This window comes from Synechocystis sp. FACHB-383, from assembly GCF_014698605.1.
In the GTDB taxonomy this organism is placed as follows: domain Bacteria; phylum Cyanobacteriota; class Cyanobacteriia; order Cyanobacteriales; family Microcystaceae; genus Synechocystis; species Synechocystis salina.
The window spans coordinates 1-24,243 of the sequence record NZ_JACJTJ010000015.1; the positions used below are offsets into that span (position 1 = coordinate 1).

The 24,243-nt window shown below is 47.5% G+C and carries 24 protein-coding genes and 1 tRNA gene; 17 read left to right on the forward strand and 8 right to left on the reverse strand.

All coding sequences use genetic code 11. The features are described 5' to 3' along the window. Positions 1-291 precede the first annotated feature (291 nt). From H6G45_RS03380 to H6G45_RS03390, 3 genes are all read left to right on the forward strand, one after another. A complete protein-coding gene (locus H6G45_RS03380) occupies positions 292-1,053 on the forward strand; it encodes a hypothetical protein (RefSeq protein WP_190596618.1) in 762 nt (253 codons plus the stop codon). Positions 1,054-1,056: 3 nt separating this feature from the next. Next, entirely contained in the window at positions 1,057-1,548 is a 492-nt protein-coding gene (locus tag H6G45_RS03385) for a DUF427 domain-containing protein (RefSeq protein ID WP_190596620.1), read from the forward strand. Between the two features lie 87 nt (positions 1,549-1,635). Then, positions 1,636-2,832, forward strand: a complete 1,197-nt coding sequence (locus tag H6G45_RS03390; RefSeq protein ID WP_190596622.1) for a GNAT family N-acetyltransferase — start codon at positions 1,636-1,638, stop codon at positions 2,830-2,832. A gap of 191 nt (positions 2,833-3,023) precedes the next feature. Here H6G45_RS03390 and H6G45_RS03395 read toward each other — a convergent pair. Next, positions 3,024-3,107: transfer RNA gene (locus H6G45_RS03395), tRNA-Leu, on the reverse strand. A 146-nt stretch (positions 3,108-3,253) separates the two neighbouring features. On the opposite strand from H6G45_RS03395, the gene H6G45_RS03400 reads away from it, so the two are divergent. The 8 genes from H6G45_RS03400 (at position 3,254) to proC (ending at position 10,576) form a co-directional block, all read left to right on the forward strand. Continuing rightward, positions 3,254-5,056: an aspartate kinase gene (locus H6G45_RS03400; protein WP_190596624.1), complete on the forward strand. Its 1,803-nt coding sequence runs from the start codon at positions 3,254-3,256 to the stop codon at positions 5,054-5,056. A gap of 48 nt (positions 5,057-5,104) precedes the next feature. Further along, positions 5,105-5,695: a hypothetical protein gene (locus H6G45_RS03405; RefSeq protein ID WP_190596627.1), complete on the forward strand. Its 591-nt coding sequence runs from the start codon at positions 5,105-5,107 to the stop codon at positions 5,693-5,695. Continuing rightward, positions 5,674-6,435, forward strand: coding sequence for a hypothetical protein (locus H6G45_RS03410; RefSeq protein WP_206754987.1), 762 nt, complete (start codon positions 5,674-5,676; stop codon positions 6,433-6,435). The genes H6G45_RS03405 and H6G45_RS03410 overlap by 22 nt, the downstream gene beginning before the upstream one ends. Before the next feature lie 234 nt (positions 6,436-6,669). Beyond that, positions 6,670-6,825 (forward strand): hypothetical protein, encoded by a 156-nt coding sequence (locus H6G45_RS03415; protein ID WP_190596631.1) that lies wholly within the window; start codon positions 6,670-6,672, stop codon positions 6,823-6,825. After that, positions 6,819-7,055, forward strand: a complete 237-nt coding sequence (locus H6G45_RS03420) for a type II toxin-antitoxin system Phd/YefM family antitoxin (protein WP_190596632.1) — start codon at positions 6,819-6,821, stop codon at positions 7,053-7,055. The genes H6G45_RS03415 and H6G45_RS03420 overlap by 7 nt, the downstream gene beginning before the upstream one ends. Next, positions 7,052-7,435 (forward strand): type II toxin-antitoxin system VapC family toxin, encoded by a 384-nt coding sequence (locus tag H6G45_RS03425; RefSeq protein ID WP_190596634.1) that lies wholly within the window; start codon positions 7,052-7,054, stop codon positions 7,433-7,435. Before H6G45_RS03420 ends, H6G45_RS03425 begins: the two co-directional genes overlap by 4 nt. 116 nt (positions 7,436-7,551) lie before the next feature. Beyond that, on the forward strand, positions 7,552-9,636 hold the full coding sequence (locus tag H6G45_RS03430; protein ID WP_190596636.1) for a M3 family metallopeptidase: 2,085 nt from the start codon (positions 7,552-7,554) through the stop codon (positions 9,634-9,636). Positions 9,637-9,772: 136 nt separating this feature from the next. Further along, positions 9,773-10,576, forward strand: a complete 804-nt coding sequence (proC, locus tag H6G45_RS03435; RefSeq protein ID WP_190596638.1) for a pyrroline-5-carboxylate reductase — start codon at positions 9,773-9,775, stop codon at positions 10,574-10,576. A 14-nt stretch (positions 10,577-10,590) separates the two neighbouring features. Here the strand turns inward: proC and H6G45_RS03440 are convergent, their stop codons facing one another. Both H6G45_RS03440 and H6G45_RS03445 read right to left on the reverse strand, forming a co-directional pair. Next, on the reverse strand, positions 10,591-12,060 hold the full coding sequence (locus H6G45_RS03440) for a glycoside hydrolase 100 family protein (protein WP_190596640.1): 1,470 nt from the start codon (positions 12,058-12,060) through the stop codon (positions 10,591-10,593). Between the two features lie 196 nt (positions 12,061-12,256). Continuing rightward, positions 12,257-12,928 (reverse strand): class I SAM-dependent methyltransferase, encoded by a 672-nt coding sequence (locus H6G45_RS03445; protein ID WP_190596642.1) that lies wholly within the window; start codon positions 12,926-12,928, stop codon positions 12,257-12,259. Between the two features lie 135 nt (positions 12,929-13,063). On the opposite strand from H6G45_RS03445, the gene speA reads away from it, so the two are divergent. Continuing rightward, complete coding sequence (speA, locus tag H6G45_RS03450; RefSeq protein WP_190596644.1) at positions 13,064-15,151, forward strand: biosynthetic arginine decarboxylase; 2,088 nt, start codon at positions 13,064-13,066, stop codon at positions 15,149-15,151. An 80-nt stretch (positions 15,152-15,231) separates the two neighbouring features. Here the strand turns inward: speA and H6G45_RS03455 are convergent, their stop codons facing one another. From H6G45_RS03455 to H6G45_RS03475, 5 genes are all read right to left on the reverse strand, one after another. Continuing rightward, positions 15,232-16,017 (reverse strand): hypothetical protein, encoded by a 786-nt coding sequence (locus tag H6G45_RS03455; protein ID WP_242018030.1) that lies wholly within the window; start codon positions 16,015-16,017, stop codon positions 15,232-15,234. 81 nt (positions 16,018-16,098) lie between these two features. Then, the gene (gene nadA / locus H6G45_RS03460; RefSeq protein ID WP_190596647.1) at positions 16,099-17,055 is read right to left on the reverse strand and encodes a quinolinate synthase NadA; all 957 of its coding nucleotides are present in this window, start codon (positions 17,053-17,055) and stop codon (positions 16,099-16,101) included. 95 nt (positions 17,056-17,150) lie between these two features. Beyond that, entirely contained in the window at positions 17,151-17,897 is a 747-nt protein-coding gene (locus H6G45_RS03465) for a cytochrome c biogenesis protein CcdA (RefSeq protein WP_190596649.1), read from the reverse strand. Between the two features lie 193 nt (positions 17,898-18,090). Continuing rightward, entirely contained in the window at positions 18,091-18,432 is a 342-nt protein-coding gene (locus tag H6G45_RS03470) for a DUF86 domain-containing protein (RefSeq protein WP_190596651.1), read from the reverse strand. Then, on the reverse strand, positions 18,422-18,775 hold the full coding sequence (locus H6G45_RS03475) for a nucleotidyltransferase domain-containing protein (protein ID WP_190596653.1): 354 nt from the start codon (positions 18,773-18,775) through the stop codon (positions 18,422-18,424). Before H6G45_RS03475 ends, H6G45_RS03470 begins: the two co-directional genes overlap by 11 nt. A 163-nt stretch (positions 18,776-18,938) precedes the next feature. On the opposite strand from H6G45_RS03475, the gene acnB reads away from it, so the two are divergent. The 5 genes from acnB to H6G45_RS03500 all read left to right on the forward strand — a co-directional run bounded on the left by acnB (position 18,939) and on the right by H6G45_RS03500 (position 23,956). Then, positions 18,939-21,545: a bifunctional aconitate hydratase 2/2-methylisocitrate dehydratase gene (acnB, locus tag H6G45_RS03480; protein WP_190596655.1), complete on the forward strand. Its 2,607-nt coding sequence runs from the start codon at positions 18,939-18,941 to the stop codon at positions 21,543-21,545. Positions 21,546-21,620: 75 nt separating this feature from the next. Next, positions 21,621-22,895, forward strand: coding sequence for a Swt1 family HEPN domain-containing protein (locus tag H6G45_RS03485; protein WP_190596657.1), 1,275 nt, complete (start codon positions 21,621-21,623; stop codon positions 22,893-22,895). Between the two features lie 86 nt (positions 22,896-22,981). After that, positions 22,982-23,323, forward strand: a complete 342-nt coding sequence (locus tag H6G45_RS03490) for a DUF2442 domain-containing protein (RefSeq protein WP_199309556.1) — start codon at positions 22,982-22,984, stop codon at positions 23,321-23,323. Positions 23,324-23,432: 109 nt separating this feature from the next. Then, on the forward strand, positions 23,433-23,684 hold the full coding sequence (locus H6G45_RS03495) for a hypothetical protein (protein WP_190596659.1): 252 nt from the start codon (positions 23,433-23,435) through the stop codon (positions 23,682-23,684). 5 nt (positions 23,685-23,689) lie between these two features. Beyond that, positions 23,690-23,956, forward strand: a complete 267-nt coding sequence (locus H6G45_RS03500) for a hypothetical protein (protein WP_190596660.1) — start codon at positions 23,690-23,692, stop codon at positions 23,954-23,956. Positions 23,957-24,243: the final 287 nt, after the last annotated feature.

The window sequence follows — 24,243 nt, forward strand, 5'->3', positions numbered from 1 at the left end:
TGGAACCACTCCGATCCCATCCCGCACTCGGTTGTGAAATGTGATAGCGGCGACGATACTCTGGGGGTTGCCCCACGGCACAATAGTCCGATGCCAAGTTCCTCTTTCTTTGAACCCCTCAACTTAGTGTTAGGGGGTTTCGCTTTTGGTGCCAATGGAATGATAAACATGGATAGTTAGCAGAAATAGGGTTTTCTTTCCTGTGCCATTGTTTGATAATGGTGTTATGAGATGGCTATATGGCTGACTTAGCGATTTTCGTTGATTTATTCCTAGATAGGTATAAAGGCTGTGGTAATTCCAACCCTTAAGGCTCCCAATCGTAATGGACGAGCAAGCATTATTGTGAATGCCAAGGTGAAGCAGGAGGGTCGCTTAATTGCGGCTTCCCCTGTGACGGAAAGGATGGTCAATGCTTTGAAGGAGGCGATCGCCGGTTGTTCCCCGGAAACGATTATTGAGACAGTGGCGGTGGCTAGTTTATGGTCGGACCAGGCCCAGCAACAAACCCAAATGGGGGGGCGAATTTACTGCCCGTTGACCATTCAGCTACCCCGTTGGTTGGATTTTCCAGGACAAAATATTTACCAGGCATGTCAGGAAATTAATGCCCGTCGTCAGTGGGTGAGCCAACAGCTTAATTTACCTTTGTGTAGTGATGCTAATTGGTTGGGGGATCATTGGCTGCCAATTATTGTGACGGCCAATGGCATACAATTCCTACCTCTAATCTATGAGGGGATGATGCCCAATGCCTATGAGACGGTGTCCTGGGATTTACCGCCCTATCAACGCTACCAAAATGGTTTGGAGAATTTAGCCCAGGCTTTGGTCAAGGAGTTGAAGGCTCCACCGGCGGTTTATTTGCTACAGTTCAGCCTTGCCCAAGGATTACTATTTGACCGACTTTGGCCATTCCCTGCGGCGCCGGCTATTGCCACCGTCAACCATGGCCACGCCAATCTATACACTTACCATTGGTGTTGTTTGAATAATCTGCCCCTACCGACGAGTCTGGGCGATCGCCAACCGCAGCAATTATTGAGTCTTTGACCTATGCCCCAACCCACTACTCCCGAACCGGGGCAAGAATCGGTCTGGGATTATCCTCGTCCCCCCAAAATTGAAGCTTCTAGCCAAAGGGCGGTGATTATATGTGACGGCATCACCATTGCCGATAGTTGCTCGACTCAACGGGTATTAGAGACCAGCCATCCACCGGTTTACTATTTTCCTCCCCAGGATGTCCGGACTGAATACCTGGAGCTTTCCACTAGACATTCCTATTGTGAATGGAAAGGGGAGGCCAGCTATTATCATCTCAATTTAGACGATCGCCGGCGAGATAACGTGGCTTGGTATTACCCCACTCCCAATACTAGATTTAGCGTGATCAAAGATTACATAGCCTTTTATCCCAGTAAAATGGATGCCTGCTATGTAGATGAAGAGTTAGTAACTGCCCAGCCGGGGGATTTCTACGGTGGCTGGATTACATCGAAGATTGTCGGCCCCTTTAAGGGGGGCATTGGCACCTGGGGTTGGTAATTGGACAGTCGATAGAACAGTTGGTTGCGACGGGGGACAATATTCGTTAGATTACCGAAAACTGCCCGATTGCTGTTCTGATTAACCATGGCCAAGTCCCATCCTTCTGGTTTGACAGTGCGTTGGCACCATGCCTTGGCGGAAATCCCTCAGCCCCAGTGGGACCGATTGGCGGTGCCCCTACAAACCCCCTTTCTGGAATGGCATTGGCTCCATAACCTGGAAACCTCCGGCAGTGCTGTTCGCAACACCGGTTGGCAACCTTGTCATCTGACCGTATGGCAGGGGGAAACCTTACTAGGAGCAGCGGCTTTATATCTCAAAGGCCATAGTTACGGAGAATTTGTTTTTGATCACCAATGGGCAGATTTAGCCCAACGACTAGGCATTGACTATTATCCAAAGTTGCTGGGTATGGCTCCCTTTACCCCTGCTGAAGGCTATCGTTTTTTAATTGACCCTGAAGCTAATGAATTTTTGATCACCCAGATTATGGTGGAAGCCATTGACCACTTTTGCCAAACAAATCAAATTTCTGGCTGTAATTTTTTGTTTGTCGATCGCCAATGGCAAAAGCAAATGGAAAATTTAGGCTTCACTGGTTGGTTGCACCATAGCTATATCTGGCAAAATCAAAATTTTCAAAGTTTCGACGATTATTTGCAAATTTTTAATGCCAATCAACGGCGCAATATCAAACGAGAGCGGAAAGCGGTGCAAAAGGCCGACTTACGCATTCAAGTTTTACAAGGAGATCAAATTCCCCATCATTTTTTCCCGACAATTTATCGTTTTTATAGCAATACTTGTGACAAATTCTATTGGGGTAGTAAGTATCTAACTAAAAAATTCTTTCAGTCTTTGTACGAAGATTACCGAGCTAGGGTGGTTTTAGTGCTAGCTTTTCCGGAGCACGACGAGCAACATCCCGTTGGTTTATCTTTTTGTCTACGCAAAGGCGATCGCCTCTATGGTCGGTACTGGGGAAGTCTGGCAGATTACGATTGCCTACACTTTGAAGCCTGCTACTATCAACCGATTGAATGGGCCATTGGGGAAGGTGTTAAACTATTCGATCCAGGGGCTGGGGGTCGCCATAAACGCCGTCGAGGTTTTCCCGCCACAGCCAATTACAGCTTGCATCGGTTTTACCACCCTAAAATGCAACAAATTTTGCAGATCTACATTGATGAAATTAATGCCATGGAGCAAGCAGAAATTGATGCCATTAACCAGGATTTGCCCTTTAGTAGAAAGGAAATCAGCCTGGCATTAGAACAATAAAGGCTGACTCAATTATCCTGGTCACAAGACTAACCAAATGGCTTTCTTTTATTGGGAGAGGATAATTTTCACCAAATCCTCTGGAGCTTTAGCAACTTAAAAAAATACAAAAGCTGTGGCGACCCGAATTATCCCTAGAAGGAATTTGCCAAGTTGATAGTAAACCTTGATCAACCTGAGTAGGGTTAGGATGCGGAACCCGGGACTTGAACCCGGAAGTCCTTACGAACACTAGAACCTGAATCTAGCGCGTCTACCAATTCCGCCAGTTCCGCTTGCGGTGGTTTTTCTTACCGAAAGAATATCATCCCCCAGGATTGACCGGAAGTCAACAGGTCTTTGCCGAGAAATCATAGCGGCTTAATTTTTTTGATACCATGGGGAACTGCCGACTTTTCCCCGGCCCTATCCCGAAATCACCATGGCACTAATCGTTCAAAAATTTGGCGGCACCTCCGTTGGCACTGTGGAGCGTATTCAAGCGGTGGCCCAACGTATTAAACGGACTGTACAGGGGGGGAACTCCCTAGTGGTGGTGGTGTCGGCCATGGGAAAAAGCACCGATGTGTTGGTGGATTTAGCCCAGCAAATTTCCCCCAACCCCTGTCGTCGGGAGATGGACATGTTACTCTCCACCGGGGAGCAGGTGTCCATTGCCCTATTGAGCTTAGCCTTACAGGAAATAGACCAGCCCGCCATTTCCCTCACCGGAGCCCAAGTGGGCATCGTCACCGAGGCCGAACATAGCCGGGCCCGCATTCTAGAAATTCGTCCCGATCGCCTGGAGCACCATTTAAGGGAAGGGAAAGTGGTGGTCGTAGCGGGATTCCAGGGCATCAGTAGCGTAGAACATCTAGAAATTACTACCCTGGGACGGGGCGGCTCAGACACCTCTGCGGTGGCCCTGGCGGCAGCATTGAAGGCAGATTTTTGTGAAATTTACACCGACGTACCGGGCATTCTCACCACCGATCCCCGCCTAGTGCCGGAAGCCCAACTGATGGCGGAAATTACCTGTGACGAGATGTTGGAATTGGCCAGTCTGGGGGCAAAAGTGCTCCATCCCCGGGCAGTGGAAATTGCCCGCAATTATGGCATTCCCTTGGTGGTGCGTTCCAGTTGGAGTGACGAGCCGGGCACAAAAGTAGTGGCTCCCCCGGTACAAAACCGCTCCCTGGTAGGGCTCGAAATTGCCAAGGCAGTGGATGGGGTGGAATACGACGCCGATCAAGCAAAAGTCGCCCTGTTGCGGGTGCCCGATCGCCCAGGGGTAGCGTCGAAGTTATTTCGGGATATTGCCCAACAACAGGTGGATATTGATTTAATTATCCAATCTATCCACGACGGCAACAGTAATGACATTGCCTTCACCGTTGTCAAGGACTTACTCAACACAGCGGAAGCCATCACCACCGCCATTGCCCCAGCGCTCCGCAGTTGTCCCGAAGCGGATCAGGAAGCGGAAATTATTGTCGAAAAAGGCATCGCTAAAATTGCCATTGCCGGGGCCGGTATGATCGGTCGCCCTGGCATCGCCGCCAAAATGTTCAAAACTTTGGCCGATGTGGGAGTCAACATTGAAATGATTTCCACCTCCGAAGTTAAAGTTAGCTGTGTTATTGACCAACGGGACGCAGACCGGGCGATCGCCGCCTTATCTAATGCCTTTGGCGTCACTCTGTCCCCACCCAAAAATCAAGCCAATACTTCCCATCTGCCCGCTGTGCGGGGGGTAGCCCTAGACCAAGACCAAGCCCAGATTGCGATTCGCCATGTGCCCGATCGCCCTGGCATGGCCGCCCAACTATTCACCGCCCTAGCGGAGGCCAACATTAGTGTGGATATGATTATCCAATCCCAGCGCTGCCGCATTAATCAAGGCACTCCCTGCCGGGACATTGCTTTTATGGTGGCGGAAGGGGATAGCAGTCAGGCTGAGGCGATTTTGCAACCCTTGGTCAAAAATTGGCCCGATGCAGCGGCGGTAGTTAACAAAGCCATCGCCAAAGTCAGCATTGTTGGTTCTGGCATGATTGGCCATCCGGGGGTAGCGGCCCACTTTTTTGCGGCCCTGGCCCAGGAAAATATCAACATCGAAATGATTGCCACCTCGGAAATTAAAATCAGTTGTGTGGTGCCCCAGGACCGGGGAGTGGATGCCCTAAAAGCGGCCCACAGCGCTTTTAACTTGGCTGGGACAAAAACCGTCACTGTTCCGGCTTAGAGCCTACTTTTCAAACACTTTTTAAGAGCGTTTGTAGGTTCTTTGAACGTGAGCCAAAGTTATATCCAGGATATATTTAGGAAGTTATGTTTAGAACTTAAAACCATGGCACGACTTGGTGAGGTTTTCGGAATTGCTGCATCTGTTCCAGCGTACACATATGTGGATCGTGCTGGTTTAGATAGACGATTCACATATTTAATAGAACAAGATAGACATATAGTTATCCATGGTGCGTCTAAACAAGGCAAAACAATTTTACGTAAAAAGAATCTACAAGAGAATAAAAGTATTGTTGTTCAATGTGGTGCAAATTTAGGTCGTGATCGCATATATCTAGAGGTACTTCGTCAACTTGATTCACAAATACCTACGGAAGTTTCTAGAAATTTAACATTAGGAGCTGAACTTCAAAGCAAAGCCTCTGGTCAACTAAATTTACCCTTAGTTGCTTCTGGTGAGGCAGAAATACAGGTAGGTGGAAGTTTAGAAAGAGAGTCGGGGACAGTCTTGACACCCGTTGGTATCGATCCAGGTAGTCTTGGGTATATTGCTCAGGAGATAAAGCGATCTGGAAAGAAAGTTGTAATTGAAGACTTCCATTACTTGTCAGATACTTGTCAGAACAGGAAAAAATAAATTTGGCTTTTGATCTAAAAGCTTTTTGGGATAGCCAAATCTTTTTTATAATTATTGGTATCTGGGCTGACCAAAACTTGTTAACGTACTACAATGGTGACTTAAGCGGGCGCATAGAGGAAATTGATATTCGTTGGAGTACTGAGGAACTAAAGTGGGTTCTCCAACAGGGGGCGAGAGCTTTGAATATCAGTTTTGCTCCACAAATTAAGGCAGAAATCATAGATGATGCCAATCAAAACGTTGGTCTACTGCAACGCATTGCAGAAAAATATTGTTACGAATCAGGAATTTATGAGAGTAGTTCGAAAACAAGATTTGTTGATGATCGAGATGCATTGTTAACATCTAGAAATGCTATTTGTGGTGAAGAAGCCGTTCGTTATCGGCTATTTGATGATGTTGTAAGCCGAGGGCTTCGAGACTCAGGCGAGAGTGAACTCAGAGTCTACCAAAGAATTGTCCGAGTATGTGTAGAGGCAACGGGTCAAGATTTGAGCGATGGAATTAGCCGAGCAGATCTTCTAACACGAATTCAGGTCTACGAACCACGAGTTAGGCTTTCAGATTTATCTGCTGCATTAAATAAAATTGATAAACTCCAAGCCGTCAGGAGTATTTCGCCACTTGTCCTTTCTTATAATCCCAATACACAAAAGATACAATTAGTAGACCGAGAGTTTTTATTTTACCGAAAGTATGGCAACCCTTCGTGGTCATGGCAAGAGACGAATGATTAACCAGCAAGAGAATTTGCTTATTAAAATAGCTCCATTCCTCTGTTAGCCAGCAGCTAACAGTGCGTGGTAGCGGACGGACGAAAGCTGCTAGTGAGGTGGATATTTCCAAAAATCAGCCACTCAACGTTGCCTGATTTTTTTATTGCCTTCATGCCAAAATTTAGGAAGTGGTTTATCCACAAGCATTTTTAAACATTTTTCCTCCGACTTAAACCTTTCTGTTTTTCCATCACCATGACCCAAACTACCGTTGTTAATCCCCTCCTCCAAGGCCGGGGTCTGCCTGCTTTCGACAAAATTCAAGCCACCGATGTGGAACCCGCAGTGACCACCCTGGTGCAGGAAATAGAAGCCCAGTTAACTGAGTTGGAAGAGGGAATTTTATGTTAAACGTTACCGTTGAAGAAATGCAGCGTGATCCTTTGAAATATCTTCGGCAAGTAGAGGCAGGTGAGACTCTCGTTATTGTGAGATTTGACAAGCCGATCGTCGAACTCAGACCTATTGCCAGTAGTAAGCAATTGCGACCGTTCGGTTTGTGTGCAGGCGAGTTTATCGTTCCAGATGATTTCGATGATCCTTTTCCGGAAGATATTCTCAGTGCATTCGAGGGCAAATGAGGATTTTGCTAGATACGCATATCTTTTTGTGGTTTATTAGTGGCGATACCCAGTTATCAGCGGATGTTCGGGATGCAATTCGTGATCCAGACAATGAAGTCTACCTGAGTTCAGTTTCTGTCTGGGAAGCAATTGTCAAATACCAATTGGGCAAGCTTCCTCTACCAGAGTCTCCCGAAACGTATTTGCCCAAGCAGCGCGAGCTTCATCAAATTGCCAGCCTTGCTCTTGACGAGAATAGTGTAGTTCAACTGGCTAAACTGCCACCACTACATCGTGATCCATTTGACAGAATGCTTGTCTGTCAAGCCTTACAGAATGGTCTGACAATTGCAACAGTAGATTCAGCAGTTCGTGCCTACTCAGTTAGTGTTATGTAGCAGCGCAGCCCAACAACGTTGCCTGATTTTTTCATTGCCTTCATGCCAAAATTTAGGGAGTGGTTTATCCACAAGCCTTTTTCCTGAAACTCAAACCGTTCTGTTTTTCCATCACTATGACCCACACCGCCGTTGCCAATCCTCTGCTTCAAGGCCGGGGTTTACCCGCCTTTGACAAAATTCAAGCCACCGACGTGGAGCCAGCGGTGACCACCCTGGTGCAGGAACTAGAAGCCCAATTAACCGAGTTGGAAAAATCCGTACAACCCACCTGGGAAGGCTTGGTGGAACCCCTGACGACCCTGGAAGAAAAGCTGGGTTGGACCTGGGGCACCGTTTCCCATTTGATGGGGGTGAAAAATAGTCCCGAATTGCGCCATGAGTTTGAACAGGTACAACCCTTGGTGGTGAGATTCATTAGCCGCTTGGGACAAAGTCGTCCCCTTTATGAAGCCTTTGTGGCCCTGCGAAATAGCGCCGAGTGGGACACATTGGAACCGGCCCAGCAACGCATTGTGGAAAGCAATATCCGGGAAGCGGAATTGGGCGGTGTCGGTTTAACGGGAGAAAAACGGGAAAGATTTAACGCAATCCAGTTGGAATTAGCGGAACTGGCCACCAAGTTTTCCAATAATGTGTTGGATGCCAGCCAAGCGTTTGAATTGAAATTAACGACTGAAGAAGAAATTGCGGGGTTACCGCCTAGTTTATTGGCTTTGGCGGCCCAAACCGCCCAACAAAGGGGAGAAGAAAACGCCACCTTGGAAGAAGGTCCCTGGGTAATTACATTGGACTATCCCAGCTATCTACCCTTTATGAAATATAGTCAGCGGGAGAATCTACGGGAAAAAGTTTACCGAGCCTTTATCCGTCGGGCGGCCGATGGGCAGTGGGATAACCATCCCCTGATTGAAAGAATTTTGGCATTGCGACTGGAAAAATCTCAGTTGTTGGAATTTGACACCTATGCAGAGTTGAGTTTGTCTCGCAAAATGGCCCCCGATGTAGCAGCGGTGGAAAAACTGTTGGAGGAGTTACGGGTTCCCAGTTACAAAGCGGCGGCACAGGAATTTGCCGATCTACAGAAATTTGCTGGGGTGGCAGAGCTACACCATTGGGATACGGCCTATTGGTCGGAACGACAACGGGAACAGGAATTTGATTTTGATGCGGAAGCTCTGCGGCCCTATTTCCCCTTGCCCCAAGTGCTGGAAGGTCTATTCGCCCTAGCTAAACGGCTCTTTGGAGTCACCATTCAGCCCAGTCAAGATCCGGCTCCAGTGTGGCACCCCGATGTGCAATTTTTCCAAGTGCTGAATGAATCGGGGACGGCGATCGCCAGTTTTTATTTAGATGCCTATAGCCGGCCGTCGGAAAAACGGGGCGGTGCGTGGATGGCGGATTGCTTAAATCGGGGCCAAGAGTTGGTAAATGGGCAAAAATCCCTCCGTCTGCCAGTGGCCTATCTAATCTGTAACCAAACGCCGCCGGTGGGAGATCAGCCTAGTCTGATGACTTTTTATGAAGTGACCACCCTGTTCCATGAGTTTGGCCATGGGTTACAGCATTTGCTGACCACGGTTAATTACAGCGGGGCGGCGGGCATTAATAACGTGGAATGGGATGCGGTAGAACTGCCCAGTCAGTTTATGGAAAATTGGTGCTATGACCCCACCACCCTGTTCAGTTTGGCCAAGCATTACCAAACCGGCGAGACTTTACCCCAGGCGGAATACGAAAAAATCCTCGCCACCCGCAACTTTATGACCGGCTCCGCCATGCTCCGGCAAATTAATTTCAGCTTGCTGGATTTGGAATTGCATCACCGCTATCGTCCCAACGGCCCGGAAACCATTGAACAAATTGGCGATCGCCTGGCGAAAATCACCACCATTTTGCCTCCCCTGCCAGAAAATGCCTTTCTCTGCTCCTTTGGCCATATTTTTGCTGGGGGTTATGCCGCTGGTTACTACAGCTATAAATGGGCAGAAGTGCTCAGTGCCGATGCCTTTGCCGCCTTTGAGGAAGTGGGCTTAGACAATGAAGCTGCGGTGCAAACCACAGGTAAACGTTTTCGAGAAACGGTGTTGGCCTTGGGGGGAAGCCTCGCGCCTGCAGTGGTCTTCGAAAAATTCCGGGGACGACAACCACAAACTGCTCCCCTGTTGCGCCATAACGGTTTGTTACCCAGTGCAACCTGATCAATTGCCCGATCAATGAATTGAGCAATGAACCTTACCAACTCCCCCATCTCCCCTGCTGGCTTGGCCATGGGATCGGTGGGGTTGGGGGTTCAAGGTATAATTCTGAATACTATTGGGAATAGCCTAAATTACAGTGTCCATTCAACTCGGTATCATCGGCGGTGGGGTTATGGCGGAGGCCATCCTGGCCCGTTTAATTGCAGAGAAAACCTACGCCCCAGAGGAAATTATAGTGGGGGAGCCCCACGGTGCCCGACGGGATTATTTACAAAAAACCTATCAAGTTAAAGTTTCCCCCGATAACCAAGAGGCGGCCAATGTTTCTGAAGTGCTGTTGCTCGCGGTTAAACCCCAGGTGCTAGACCGGGTCCTGGCCAGCTTAGCGGGTGGGGCTAACCGTCCCTTGGTCATTTCCATTTTGGCCGGGGTTTCTCTGCAAAGAATTCAAAAAGGCTTTCCTGACCATGCCATTATCCGGGCCATGCCCAATACCCCCGCCACCGTTGGGGCCGGCATGACGGCGATCGCCGCTAACAAGATGGTAGAGCCGGATCAGTTAGCCAAGTCCAAGGCCATCTTTTCAGCGGTGGGCAATGTGGTGGAAGTGCCAGAAAATTTAATGGATGCTGTGACGGGGGTTTCCGGTTCGGGCCCGGCCTACGTCGCTTTGATGATCGAAGCCCTGGCGGACGGTGGCGTTTTGGCCGGATTACCCAGGGCGATCGCCCAAAAATTGGCCTTGCAAACGGTGTTGGGGACGGCCCAGTTAATCAAAGACACCGAAGAACACCCCGCCCAGATTAAGGATAAGGTCACCAGTCCGGGGGGCACTACCATTGCTGGGGTAGCAGTGCTGGAAAAAATGGGCTTTCGCTCCGCCATCATCGAAGCTGTGCGGGCTGCCTATCGCCGTTCCCAGGAACTAGGCAAAAAATAAATGCATGGCAGTATTTAGTGCAACGCTTGGTGCAAACTTTGCAAACTAGGTAAGTCGAACATCAAAGCATCATCAGGGTTAACCTCGGTGAAATGGTGCACTAGCAATAGACCGACAATAGTCCAGGTTTGGTAGGAACGGGACTGTTGCCCGACCCAAAAGCCCGTAGGGCCATCAAAGTACTCAGCCCATTTATGTTTGGGTAAGCGCCGCAAAAGCACTTCGTAGTTATTGCGGATGAGGTTACCCATTTCCGCATACTCCACCGTGCCGTAGTGGGAATGACAGCTATGGCGGAGCACCGCCACCACTAGAAACCAAAATAAACAGGGCCAATGGCCGGCATTGTGGTAGCACCAGGGTAAATTTTTGCGGTCAAAGCCGGTTTTACTGCGCCAATCATCATCCTTGAGGGGGGGATGGCAAATTCTCAGGGGCATTTGGGCACACAGTTCCCGCTGATTATTCAATACCAAACGGAAAAAGGAACGTTGTTGGGCCAAGCTGGTGACATCAAAAATTGCCCCTAAGCAATTACCCAGGGAGAAAAAGCGAAAATCGGGGCGGCCGGTGCGGATATTGCCGATTAAATAGCCTCCCCGATCGCCGAGCCAATCCTGGAGCCAGTTGGGAATGGTTTCGGTGTGGACATTATGTTCATTGCTGGCTTCTTCACCATACTGTTCCGTGGGACGGCGGCGCAGGGTTTGGACAATGTTGCAATTAATCCAGTAATGCTTGAGCAGATAGGTGCGGAGTTTTTTCAGCCAATCCACACTCAGGTCAAACTGGTGGCTCTGCTCCACAGTAAAACTATCGAAGGGGTGGTCATTGTGGCTGGAATAACCCTTCGCTTTGAGGTCAATCAACAGTAACCCCGCCGCACTTTTTAAAGCTCCGTAAAGCAGGGTTTGGATTTCCAGGGGGGCTCCCCACACATCCATGGGACGGTCAATCATAAACGCCCCGTCCGGCACAAACAAAGTGGGCGCATCCCGAAACACTGGATGGAGAATGAGGTTTAAAAACTTTTGCAGCCCCAACTGCACATGGGTTTGCCTAGCCCAAGCTTCATTGCCGGTTCTTTGGACGTAGTAATAGGCCAAAATGGGCCACCAGAGGGATGCATCCACCGAACAAACCCGACCGATCGCCCGTTGGCCATAGTCTGCCTTGAGTTCATGGCTTTCCGTTTCCACAAAACTGGTGGGGAAAATGCCATAGGTGGGAAAGCCCTTACTCTGGAGGGTGAGGCAAATTTCCAAAAAGTTTTGGACAATTTCCGTTTCATTTTGCAGTAACAAAAAGATCATCACCGGCACATTGTCCCGAATGAAAACCTCCGTATAGTTCAAATCATGGTGATCCGACTGGGGAATGGCCGCCACGGTGCCCACATATTGCCCATTGATTTTGACCATGGCTTTTTCGTAGAGCAAACGGCGGGCCTGGTCTAGGATTTGTTGAGCCTGGGGGGATTTCATGGCAGAAGATTAGGATTAATCTATGGGGCAAACTTAATTGTCCTGAACTAGTCCAACGGTGTAAAGCACTTGGTTGCCTGGCAGCCTACTGGCAAACTCTTAGTTCGCATCCTCAATATTTCAACACTGGCAGATTTTCAGCCGGCTGGCCCCTAAACTTGGGGGATCTGGGGGGCTTTGAAAACTTAGTCCGGGTCTAGAGATGGGCGATCGCCACGTTGCCAATGGAGGGATCAAAACTAACATTGAGCAATGCTTGCCAACGGGTCAGAACCTCCTGCTCTCCTCGGCGGTTAATGTCGTCCAAAATGATTGTGCCGTGGGGCGCCAACTGACCCTGGAAAAAAGGCACCGCCGGAAAACGGGAATATTGAATGTCCTCCCGGTAGGCCGGTGGCCCATCTACCAAGAGACAATCAATGGTTTTGCTGGCGGGCAACTGGTGACGGATTTTCTGGCGATCGTACCACTCCCCATTGTCCAAGGCCAGTTCACAGGGTTCCAACGGAGCATGGATGAGCTGGACGTAGGTGGTCAACTCTTCCCTGGCTAATGCATCTTGCAACAAATTTAACCAATCCAAATTATTTTCGATACAGTGGAGTTTGCCCTGTAAACCATTGCGACGGAATAAACGGGCAATGTACAAGGTAGATACTCCACCACCACATTCCACAATGGATAGGTGTTTACGAATTAAAATCGTGTTGAGAATTTGTACCAACCCACTGGGGCGGAGGGCATAGCCACTCCAAGGCAAATAGTTACCCGCCAATGGCATCAAGTACTGCATGGCCAAGCTGTCTTCCCAAATTTCTTGCAATCTTTGGTGGTCTGTTTCTGGGGGCAGGAAAGAAGGGTTGGGCATACAAATTAATTACAGCGGTCAGGTTAACATTCGTTTAAACCATGGCAAGAAAAAGCCTTGCCGAAGCTATTCTATGCTAGATTCTGTCGGGGGAATGTAACAATCGCAAGCAGTTATTTTTTGTTGGGACAAGCCATGGAAGGGCAGTCAATCGAACTAGAACTAAACATCATGGCAATGCCGGAGTTAACCGACAGTACCGAACCCGGACAAACCGCTGTGGGGGAAACTGATGCTGCTCCCCAGGCGATCGCCGAAGTCCGTCGTTGGACCATTGACGACAGTGAAAATCTCTACCGCATCACTGGTTGGGGGGAACCCTACTTTTCCATCAATGCGGCGGGCCATGTCACCGTTTCTCCCCAGGCTGACCATGGGGGGGCGTTGGATTTGTACGAATTGGTCAAGGGTTTAAGGCAAAGAAATATTGGCTTGCCTTTGCTGTTGCGCTTTTCTGACATTTTGGCCGACCGCATCAATCGCCTCAATGCGGCCTTTGCCCGGGGCATTGCCCGTTACCGCTATCCCAACACCTACCGGGGGGTTTATCCGATTAAGTGCAACCAGCATCGCCATATTGTCGAATCCCTGGTGCGCTATGGTACTCCCTACAATTTTGGCTTGGAAGCCGGTTCTAAACCAGAGTTGATGATTGCCCTGGCTATGTTGCAACCGCAGGAAAATCCAGAGCCAGACCAGCAAAATCAACCGTTACTGATTTGTAATGGCTACAAAGACCGGGAATATATTGAGACGGCTTTGCTAGCCCGTCGTCTGGGCCATCGGCCGATTATTGTGGTGGAGCAGGTGGCAGAAGTAGCTTTGGCCATCGAAATTTCCCGCAATCTGGGCATTAAACCAATTTTGGGGGTACGGGCCAAACTGAGTACCCAGGGCATGGGCCGTTGGGGAATTTCCACCGGAGATCGGGCTAAATTTGGCTTGACCATTCCGGAGATGTTAACGGCGATCGGGCAACTGCGCCAGGCGGATATGCTGGATAGTCTGCAATTGCTCCATTTCCACATCGGTTCCCAGATTTCTTCCATTTCTGTGATTAAGGAAGCGATGACGGAAGCCAGCCAAATTTTTGTGCAGTTGGCCAAACTGGGGGGCAATATGCGCTATCTCGATGTGGGGGGCGGCCTCGGGGTAGATTATGACGGCTCCAAAACTAATTTTTATGCTTCCAAAAATTACAATATCCAGAATTACGTTAACGATGTGATTTCGGCGGTGCAGGATGCCTGTGTGGCTGCTGAAATTCCCTGTCCGGTGCTGATTAGTGAAAGTGGCCGGGCGATCGCCAGCCATCAGTCGGTGCTCATTTTCGACATTGTGGCCACCAACGATATCAATCCCCCTTTGCCCAAGGTTAAGGCCAAAGACCATGCGATTTTGCGTAATCTGATGGAAACCTGGGAAACCATTACGGTGGATAATTACCAGGAAGCGTACCATGATGTGGAACAGTTTAAAACGGAAGCTATTAGTTTATTTAACTTTGGTTATTTAGGTCTGAAAGAAAGGGCTAAAGCTGAGGAAATTTATTGGGCCTGTTGCCGTAAAATCTTACAAATTTGTCGTCAGCAGGAATATGTCCCCGATGATTTGGAAAACTTGGAAGTTAACTTAGCTTCCATCTACTACGCCAATATGTCGGTGTTTCAATCGGCTCCGGATTCCTGGGCGATCGACCAACTTTTCCCCATTATGCCCATCCATCGTTTGGATGAAGAACCTACCCAGCGGGGCATTCTAGCGGATATTACCTGCGACAGTGACGGCAAAATTGACCGATTTATTGACCTGCGGGACGTCAAGTCAGTGCTGGAATTACATCCCTTAATGGAAATAGAACAGGAAGATGCTCCGCCCAGGGTGGAACCCTATTATTTGGGGATGTTTTTGGTGGGAGCCTACCAAGAAATTATGGGTAATTTACATAACTTGTTTGGTGACATTAATGTGGTGCATATTCAAATGAATCCCAAAGGTTACCAAATTGAGCATTTAGTGCGGGGGGATACCATTGCCGAAGTGTTGGGCTATGTGCAGTACGATCCCGAAGATTTGCTGGAAAATATGCGCCGCTACTGTGAGCAGGCCATGGAGGATAAACGTATGAGCCTGGAGGAATCCCAACTACTGCTGGAAAACTACGAGCGCAGTTTGTTGCAATACACCTACCTCAAGCCAACTTCGGGCATTCACACCAGCTAAATGGACGGCGGCGGCAGAAAATCCTACACAACGCCAAAGTCCCAGCGTCTTGATCTAGAGGAAGATTTCGATCTTTTGGCCTATTTGCGGAGGCGTTTATGGGGCAAAAACTGGTCGTCAAAATTTGGTCTGGCTTGGCTGGGGGGTTGGGCGGTGGCCGCATCGGCGATCGGGCGGGGGGCTTCAGGATTGGCCACGGGAATAGCAGTGGAAGAATTATTAGAATTATTACTGGCTGGGGACATCAAGTTCGCAGCACTGTCGGGAGAAGGAGAAGTTTCCGCCGGGGCAACTGTCTCTGTGGTCACCGTTTCCGTTTCCACCACCTCTTCCGTCACCGCTGTTGTTTCAGTAGTGCCATTTTGCTCCTCCTGTTCTGTGGCAGTGGCTTCCTCAATTACTTCAATGGTGTTGGTGCTAGGGGCACTTGCCGTTGGGGGTTGCTCCGGAGTGGCACTGGAATTATCGCCGTCATTGCTAGCGGTGGCTTGGGGGTTAGGGGCAGTGGTTTCCACCAGGTAAGATTCCCCCAGTTTTTCGGGGCCAATGAAAATGGGTTCAAAGGCCACTTCTCCCCGGATACTCAGCACTGTGCCTTTACGGGGTAACTGGCGATCGGTTTTGACCCACACCCTTCCGGTCTTATCTTGGATTTGGTAAGCACCCCCTTCTAAAAATGGAGCCACATTAACCACAATGCCCTGGACGTTAACCGTGCGCTGATTGGAAATTTCTTCTAGCTTGGCAATGTCCAAATATTCCTGGGCTAAGCCAAAGGGATTGAGGGGGCTACAACTCACCATCCAGCCGCTCAGGAACAGGGGAAAGAACAGTTTTCGGCCTACCCAGGATAACTTGGCAGTCATCGTTGCCCTCACAATCAATAGCTTCTCGACCACCATACTAGCCTATCTGGTTGACCATCCCGGAGCCTGGTTATGCCACCCCTAGGACATGGCCAGCATTCTCTGGATCGGTTTCAGGGCCGCCGCCATGGTGTCTTCCGGTAAAGTAATCTCTGGCGATCGCCGTTTCATAGCCCAGTAGAGTTTTTCCAGGGTATTCAAACGCATATAGGGACACTCGTTGCAGTCGCAATTGCTGTTATTGGGTAGGGGGATAAATTGCTTGGAGGGGGAAAGCTTTTCCATTTGGTGAATAATGCCAGGCTCCGTACCCACAATAAATTCCTTACCCTGGGATTTGTTCGAGTAATTTAGTAAAGCAGTGGTGGAACCAATGAAGTCTGCGTGGCGCAGGATGGCTTCTTCGCATTCAGGGTGGGCAATGATTTCTGCCTGGGGATATTTAACTTTTAGTTCCAGTAAACGCCGTTCCGAAAAGGTTTCATGGACAATGCAACTGCCTTGCCACAACACCATTTGCCGCCCGGTTTGCTCCATCACATAACGACCCAAATTGCGATCGGGGGCAAAAATTATCTTTTGATCCGGGGGTAATTGTTGAACAATTTTTACCGCATTGGAGCTAGTGCAAATAATATCGCTCAGGGCCTTAATTTCCGCTGTGCAATTAATGTAGCTGATCACCAAATGGTCAGGATGGCGTTGTTTAAACTCGGCAAATTCCCTCGGAGGGCAACTGTCTGCCAAGGAACAACCCGCTTCTAAATCCGGCAAAAGTACCAACTTATGGGGATTGAGAATTTTGGCCGTTTCCGCCATGAAATGTACCCCGGCAAAAACAATCACATCGGCATCGGTGCTGGCTGCCTGTTGAGATAGCCCCAGGGAGTCCCCCAAATAATCAGCAATGTCTTGGATGGCCGCCTCCTGGTAGTAGTGGGCCAAAATTACCGCATTCAATTCCTTTTTCAGATTCTGAATCGCTCCCACTAAATCACGGGGCAGGGTTTCTTGGGGCGGGGCAACGGCGGTAAACATTATTTTGGGACTCCTGGGATATTTATAGTTAAAACTACCATAAATATTTTAACACAGAAATTAACCTGACATTGGTTAGGGGCCGGGAGAGGGCTCTATGACAACCACTGTCCCAAGGGAAGACGGGAGAGGAGGGTAATGACCCCAAAACCGAGCAAAATTGTGCCACTGATCGGATTAAGCCAGCCAGACCATTGCCGCAGTTGCAACAGCCGCTTCAAACTGCCGGTGAACAGGCCAACCAAAATGAGGGGGGTAACGTAACCGACGGTATAGGCCAACAAAAGACCACTGCCTAGTAACAAATCCTGGCGACTGGCCACCCAAGCAAGCAGGCTGGCTAACACAGGGGTGCTACAGGGGGAAGCGATTAGCCCAAAGGTCAGCCCGGCCAATAGGGCCCGCAAAGCCGGAGGAAAATCCTCTTTAATCCAATCCGTTGCTCCCAAACTGGGGAACCGCAGAGGCAATAATTCCAACAGGTTTAATCCCATCAAAATGGCTACTATACTCACCAAAATGGGTAATCCCAGCCCGATTTGGCCATAAATTTTGCCCAAGGCCGCTGCCCCTAGCCCCAAACTGGCTAAGGTAATGGCCAACCCCAGGGCAAACCAGAGGGATTGTTTGAATGATTGCAGGCGATCGCCGTCGCTGGTGCCGCCAATGTAGGCAATGGTGAGAGGGAGCAGGGACAGTAAACAGGGGGTCAAACTAGTGACTAGTCCCGCTAGCAGGATGATAAGTAAACTAAGGGGAGTCAGTTGTCCCAGTTGTTCCACCACTAGGAGATCGGCCCATTGTTGGAGGAAATAAAGCTGATTTTGTACAGATTGCCACATTACACAGTTGCCTACAAAAACCAAAAAATAAGTCCGAAATTTACTGGTTGCCATCTCGCCAAACACCAACGTCCGAAAGTTAGGTGATTATCTTAGAGTCCGATGAATTGGCATCAATAGGAAATTGAGTTTGATTCTGGTGATATGCCTGTCTCAATAAACAAGGTTGACTAAATTTGGTTAGTATCACTTATTAATCATCAGGCTTGGGAACAATTTTTTCAAGCTGGTTAATAAGATTGGGGATATAGTTTTCGATTACGTCCCAAATTAATTCTAAATTAATGCCGTCGTAATCGTGGACTAGCTTATTCCTCATACTAATAATTTGATTGTAGGGAATTTGAGGATAAGTTTGCCGAAATTCTGGGGAAATTCGCCTTAATGCCTCCCCTAAGACGGCAATATTTCGCATCACTGCGTCTTGAGTTCTAATATCAGTAAGGAAATTTTCTTCCGTCATATCTGTTGTGAAAGTTACAATGCGGCGAGCAAAAATTAGAGCATCCAAAATTGAGGCAAAATCACGATTCATAAATTACCTGAGCACCATTGATAATTGACTTTTTCTTAATCCAATTTTCACTTCTCTCCAAATTTCGCAGAAAAATAAGATCTACTTTGCGATTAATGATTTGTTCTAGACTCTCTTCCAAAGATTGGTGATAGTTTAGGGTAAGGCGCAAATCTGGCAGAACCGATACTAAGAAGTCAACATCACTGCTGGGCTTAAAATTATCTGTGAGGATAGAACCAAAAACTGCTAAACGTTGAATAGAATAAGACCGACATAATTCGGTAATTTTGTCTAAGGAAACTCCTAAGCGATGTTGTAATCGTTCCTGTTGCTCTTGGCTTGATAAAACTAAATTATTCATCATATACCTCCTGAAAGAGCGGTCTATTTTTTAGGATAGGGTCGGCGATCGCCTTTGCCCAGTCTCCCCAAACCGTTTGCCGGTAACTTATCCCGTTCCCCTGCATAAAATAGAATATTCACCGTTGATCATGACCTAATATTGCCGGAGAGAGAACCGTCCTATGTTGCAAGCCTACCGTCGCCACGCTGCCGATCGCCAAAAGTTAGGCATTCCCCCCCTGCCCCTCACCGCCGAGCAAACCACAGAACTCTGTGAACTGCTGAAAAATCCCCCCGAAGCGGAAAAAGCAGAATTGATGATGTTATTACGGGACCGGGTTCCCCCTGGGGTAGATGAAGCCGCTTACGTTAAAGCTGGATTCCTCACGGCGATCGCCAAAGGCGAAGTAACCTGTCCATTGATTAGTAGCCAAGGGGCTGTGGACTTATTAGGAACCATGATCGGCGGGTATAACGTTCAATCCCTAATCGAACTGCTCAAATCGAAAGATACTAGTATCGCCAGTGCCGCCGCCACAGCCCTGAGCAAAACCTTACTAGTATTTGATGCGTTTAACGATGTGCTCCATTTGAGTGACAGCAACCCCTACGCCAAACAGGTAATTGATGCTTGGGCTGAAGGAGCTTGGTTCATTAACAAACCAGAAGTGGCCGACAGCATCACCGTGACTGTGTTTAAGGTTCCCGGCGAAACCAATACCGACGATTTGTCTCCCGCCCCCCATGCCACCACCCGCCCGGACATTCCCCTCCATGCCCTGGCCATGCTGGAATCAAAAATGCCCGACGGTCTGCAAACCATTGCCGAACTCAAACAAAAGGGTCATCCCGTGGCCTATGTGGGCGACGTGGTGGGTACTGGTTCTTCCCGTAAATCCGCCATTAACTCGGTGCTCTGGCATATTGGCGACGACATTCCCTTTGTGCCCAACAAACGGGCCGGGGGCTACATTCTGGGGGGAAAAATTGCCCCCATCTTTTTCAACACCGCCGAGGATTCCGGTGCGTTACCCATTGAGTGCGACGTCAGCCAACTTAACACCGGGGATGTGATCACCATTTACCCCAGGGAACGCAAAATCACCAACGAGGCTGGCGCAACCATCAGCACTTTCCAACTCAAACCAGAAACCATTTTGAATGAAGTGCGGGCCGGTGGTCGTATTCCTCTTCTCATAGGCCGGGCCTTGACAGATAAAACCAGGGAAGCCTTAGGACTTTCTCCGTCCACCCTATTCGTTCGTCCCACCGCCCCCGCTGACACCGGCAAAGGGTTCACCCTCGCCCAAAAAATGGTGGGTAAAGCCTGTGGCGTAGACGGTATTCGTCCCGGCACTTCCTGTGAGCCGATTATGACCACCGTGGGTTCCCAGGACACTACTGGCCCCATGACCAGGGATGAGTTGAAGGAACTAGCTTGCCTTGGTTTTAATGCTGACCTAACCTTACAAACCTTCTGTCACACCGCCGCCTATCCCAAACCCGTTGACATTAAAACCCATAAAGATCTGCCAGACTTTTTCTCCACCAGGGGAGGCGTGGCCCTCAAACCAGGGGATGGCATTATTCACTCCTGGCTCAATCGCATGTTGCTGCCCGATACGGTGGGCACAGGTGGGGATTCCCATACCCGTTTTCCCCTAGGAATTTCCTTCCCCGCTGGCTCTGGCCTTGTGGCCTTTGCGGCGGCCTTGGGAGTAATGCCGTTGGATATGCCGGAATCGGTTTTGGTCAAGTTCACAGGGGAACTGCAACCGGGAGTCACCCTCAGGGACATTGTCAATGCTATTCCCTGGGTGGCTATGCAACAGGGCAAACTCACCGTAGGCAAGGAAAACAAAATCAATGTGTTTAACGGTCGGATCATGGAAATGGAAGGATTACCGGATCTGAAAGTTGAGCAGGCGTTTGAGTTGACCGATGCCACTGCAGAGCGTTCTTGTTCCGGCTCCACCATTAAGCTGAGCGAGGAGACTGTGGCGGAATATCTGCGCTCCAATGTGGTGCTGATGAAAAATATGATCGCCCGGGGTTATCAGGATGCTCGTACCCTATTGCGGCGGATTGCCAAGATGGAGGAATGGTTAGCTAATCCCAGCCTGATGTCCGCTGATGCCGATGCGGAATACGCCGATGTGATCGAGGTTAATCTGGATGAAATTAAGGAGCCCATTGTGGCAGCGCCCAACGATCCCGATAACGTCAAATTAATGTCAGATTGTACCGGGGATGTCATCCATGAGGTGTTTATTGGTTCTTGCATGACCAATATTGGCCATTACCGCGCGGCGGCTAAAATCCTCGAAGGGGCTGGAACGGTGAAGGGTCGGCTTTGGATTTGTCCCCCCACTCGCATGGACGAACAACAGTTGCGGGATGAGGGCATATACGGCATTTTTGCAGCGGCCGGAGCCAGGACAGAAATGCCCGGTTGTTCCCTTTGTATGGGCAACCAAGCCCGGGTGGAAGATGGGGTAACGGTCTTTTCCACCTCTACCCGTAATTTCAATAACCGCATGGGTAAAGGGGCTCAGGTTTATCTCGGTTCCGCTGAGTTGGCCGCCGTTTGTGCTCTCCTCGGTAAAATTCCCACCGTGGCAGAATACCTGGCGATCGTCTCCGAAAAGGTCGATCCCTTCAAAGCTGATTTGTACCGTTATCTCAACTTTGATGAAATCAATGGCTTTGAAGATTTTGGCCGGGTGATTCCTCTGGAGCAAATGCCCAAAATTGAAGATCTTTTGGGAATGCCAGTGGGAGCTAAGTAATCCATGAGCTAAAGGGTGGGTCTTGATGGCTCACCTTATTAAATTTATTTTGTTGAATTATCCAAAAAAGATACTATGAAATTTGAAATTCTTGTTGTAGATCCAAGTGACAAATTAGACTTTAATTCAGTTGAAAGATTCAAGCTGGCCATTGGATTAAATGAAAAGCTATGTGGATCAGAATTGACCGTAAAAGAGGAACAATACAAAAAAGAGTCTCAAGTAGTTTTAATTGATGAATCAAATCAAAATAAATGGAATATTCAAAAACTAGACACATCTAAATCGCTGGGGGACTTATACTCATCCGCTTATATACTTACATTGGAAGCCGACAAAGAGGTAATTAAAAATCTTAGAAGGCCATTGATTGAGCATTGTAAAAAAATCGGATTTTCGCGAATCAGACTATTGACAGATGAGTATTCTCAACATATTGCCAGGGAAATATACCCGTTAATTAATAAAATAGAAAACTTGCTTAGAAGATATATTATTAAATTTTTTACAATTAAAATCGGACTAGATTACTCACGACAAGAACAGATAATCTCTAGTAAGGCAAGTGAAAAAATAAAAATAAGGAGTAAGGAAGACACAACCTTTGCGAAAGGACTAATAGATGTGGATGTTGAATATGTTGATTTTGAAGAACTCGGTGAAATTATTTATCAACAAAAGACAGCATTTAATCGAATTGATGATATTTTCAATAAAATTGAATTATCTAGCGATCTAAGTGAACTTAAAAAGGAAATTCAAGGAAATTACTCAAAGTATTTCAAGGATCATTTTGAGCAAAAAGATTTTAAGGCATTGTGGGAGAAGTGTGCAAAAATCAGAAATAAAGTTGCACATAACTATATCATTACCGAAGAGGATTTAGAAAACGCAAAAAGTAGTGTTGAAAATTTAGAAAAAATAATCACAAATGCTGACAAAAAAATTAATGAAGCTGTATTCAGCATTGTGGAAAAAGAGGCATTGATAAAACCTTCAATACAGCCACTAGAGACCAGAAATGAAACTGAGTTAGTTAAAAGGACCGACAACCAAGAATATGAAGATAGAATATCTTCAAGTTATCAAAATTCTAAAGCCATTAATGAGGATGAGTTAATTAAAGAATTACAGCAAGAGCAAAATAATCTGTCAAAGATACCGTATGATAATCCATTTATTGGACTCAAAAAATTTGTCACAAAGACATTGGCAGATAAAGGCTTTGATGTTCACTCATCTTACATAATGATTAACATCCTAGACGATAAGGGAATGGTCGAGATATATGATCATGATAATCCTTATGGAGACTATCCCACTAAAGCGATTAAGTTGCTTGACAGTTAGACTTTCTCAAAATCTCGCAATGAATCAAATTGGCTGCGATAAAATACTTATAGAAACAAACCAAACGCAACTGCCGGAGGGGTGGAATGAATTTTTCGACGATTAAAATTTTAGATACCTTACTCATTCAAAAAGTCACTATCACCGACGAGGTGCTCAGTGTTGATTTGTCTGATGGGCGTTCTATTTCCGTCTCTTTACTCTGGTATTCACGACTGTTGCATGGCTCCCAGGAAGAGTGTCAGGATTATCGCTTGATTGCTGGAGGAATGGGCATACACTGGAATCAACTTGAAGAAGATATTAGTGTTAAAAAATTTGGTTCTGGGCCAATCGTCTGGGGAAAGTCGGCGATCATTAAAGCGTTGGTTAGGCGATCGCCTCCTTGGAAGCTCGAATTGCTGAACATAGAGAAAAAATTAGCTTAGAATCAAAAAGAGAATCTCCAGATCAAACTCTGATTTATCATTGGCAAAAGGAGATTAAGGCTTTCGAGAAGGGAATCCAGCAAGCATTGAAAAGATTGGGGAAAAATTAATGCCAATTATTAACCAAGAAATTCAGTCCCAGACTTCAACTCTAGATAGGTTAATGATCGAGTTACGAGATGATTGTCAAAATGTTGTTGCTTTGGTTAATCAGTTACTAACTTCTGAGTTAGCTGAACAGCAAAAGGGAGATGTATTAGCGGAAATATTGGTCGCCGCAATCCATTTGCAATCCCACTGTGATGAGGATTTACAAAATCTTATTTCTAAAAAGCTTGAAAATTTACAAGAAAACGATTAACTTAAATGGCTATCAATTCTGACTCTAATTTAAAAATCACACACCAAAATCCTCAACTCAACAGTTCATTGCCACTGGAAAATTTGGAGGATTTACAAGATTTAAGACAAGCAAAACAAGAGCAGACAGATGAGGCAATATATTCATTAGAAGAAGTTAAACAAGCTATAATACAGCGGATAGCGTCTCAGTCTGGTACGCTCAACAAGGGTAAAAAGCTTATTAAACCGTTGATCTACTGTCCCACAGGGATGTCGCAACCGCTGTATTGACCTAAAAGCAATTACTTTGCTTGCCTATTCTATAGATAACTAATCGGATTAAAAAGCTAAATAGAATTAGCCTACGGCGGATTCTATGACGAGGTGGTACAATGAGGGACAAATATTCAGGGGAGTTCATCGAAAAGTAAAATGCCAGCTCTATCAGTTGATCTAAGAGAAAGGATAGTCAAGACCTATGAAGGTGGTGGAACCTCAATTAGAAAAGTAGCAGAGCAGTTTCAAGTAAGCAAAACGACCGTTCAGGATTTGCTTAAATTGAAACGAGAAACGGGACA

Bases quoted from the DNA above. Each gene is read 5' to 3' on its own strand.
- H6G45_RS03385 (WP_190596620.1), top strand. From the start codon at position 1,057: ATGCCCCAACCCACTACTCCCGAACCGGGGCAAGAATCGGTCTGGGAT.
- H6G45_RS03390 (WP_190596622.1), top strand. From the start codon at position 1,636: ATGGCCAAGTCCCATCCTTCTGGTTTGACAGTGCGTTGGCACCATGCC.
- H6G45_RS03400 (WP_190596624.1), top strand. From the start codon at position 3,254: ATGGCACTAATCGTTCAAAAATTTGGCGGCACCTCCGTTGGCACTGTG.
- H6G45_RS03415 (WP_190596631.1), top strand. From the start codon at position 6,670: ATGACCCAAACTACCGTTGTTAATCCCCTCCTCCAAGGCCGGGGTCTG.
- H6G45_RS03420 (WP_190596632.1), top strand. From the start codon at position 6,819: ATGTTAAACGTTACCGTTGAAGAAATGCAGCGTGATCCTTTGAAATAT.
- H6G45_RS03425 (WP_190596634.1), top strand. From the start codon at position 7,052: ATGAGGATTTTGCTAGATACGCATATCTTTTTGTGGTTTATTAGTGGC.
- H6G45_RS03430 (WP_190596636.1), top strand. From the start codon at position 7,552: ATGACCCACACCGCCGTTGCCAATCCTCTGCTTCAAGGCCGGGGTTTA.
- H6G45_RS03440 (WP_190596640.1), bottom strand. From the start codon at position 12,060: ATGAAATCCCCCCAGGCTCAACAAATCCTAGACCAGGCCCGCCGTTTG.
- H6G45_RS03445 (WP_190596642.1), bottom strand. From the start codon at position 12,928: ATGCCCAACCCTTCTTTCCTGCCCCCAGAAACAGACCACCAAAGATTG.
- speA (WP_190596644.1), top strand. From the start codon at position 13,064: ATGGAAGGGCAGTCAATCGAACTAGAACTAAACATCATGGCAATGCCG.
- H6G45_RS03455 (WP_242018030.1), bottom strand. From the start codon at position 16,017: ATGACTGCCAAGTTATCCTGGGTAGGCCGAAAACTGTTCTTTCCCCTG.
- nadA (WP_190596647.1), bottom strand. From the start codon at position 17,055: ATGTTTACCGCCGTTGCCCCGCCCCAAGAAACCCTGCCCCGTGATTTA.
- H6G45_RS03465 (WP_190596649.1), bottom strand. From the start codon at position 17,897: ATGTGGCAATCTGTACAAAATCAGCTTTATTTCCTCCAACAATGGGCC.
- H6G45_RS03470 (WP_190596651.1), bottom strand. From the start codon at position 18,432: ATGAATCGTGATTTTGCCTCAATTTTGGATGCTCTAATTTTTGCTCGC.
- H6G45_RS03475 (WP_190596653.1), bottom strand. From the start codon at position 18,775: ATGAATAATTTAGTTTTATCAAGCCAAGAGCAACAGGAACGATTACAA.
- acnB (WP_190596655.1), top strand. From the start codon at position 18,939: ATGTTGCAAGCCTACCGTCGCCACGCTGCCGATCGCCAAAAGTTAGGC.
- H6G45_RS03485 (WP_190596657.1), top strand. From the start codon at position 21,621: ATGAAATTTGAAATTCTTGTTGTAGATCCAAGTGACAAATTAGACTTT.
- H6G45_RS03490 (WP_199309556.1), top strand. From the start codon at position 22,982: ATGAATTTTTCGACGATTAAAATTTTAGATACCTTACTCATTCAAAAA.
- H6G45_RS03495 (WP_190596659.1), top strand. From the start codon at position 23,433: ATGCCAATTATTAACCAAGAAATTCAGTCCCAGACTTCAACTCTAGAT.
- H6G45_RS03500 (WP_190596660.1), top strand. From the start codon at position 23,690: ATGGCTATCAATTCTGACTCTAATTTAAAAATCACACACCAAAATCCT.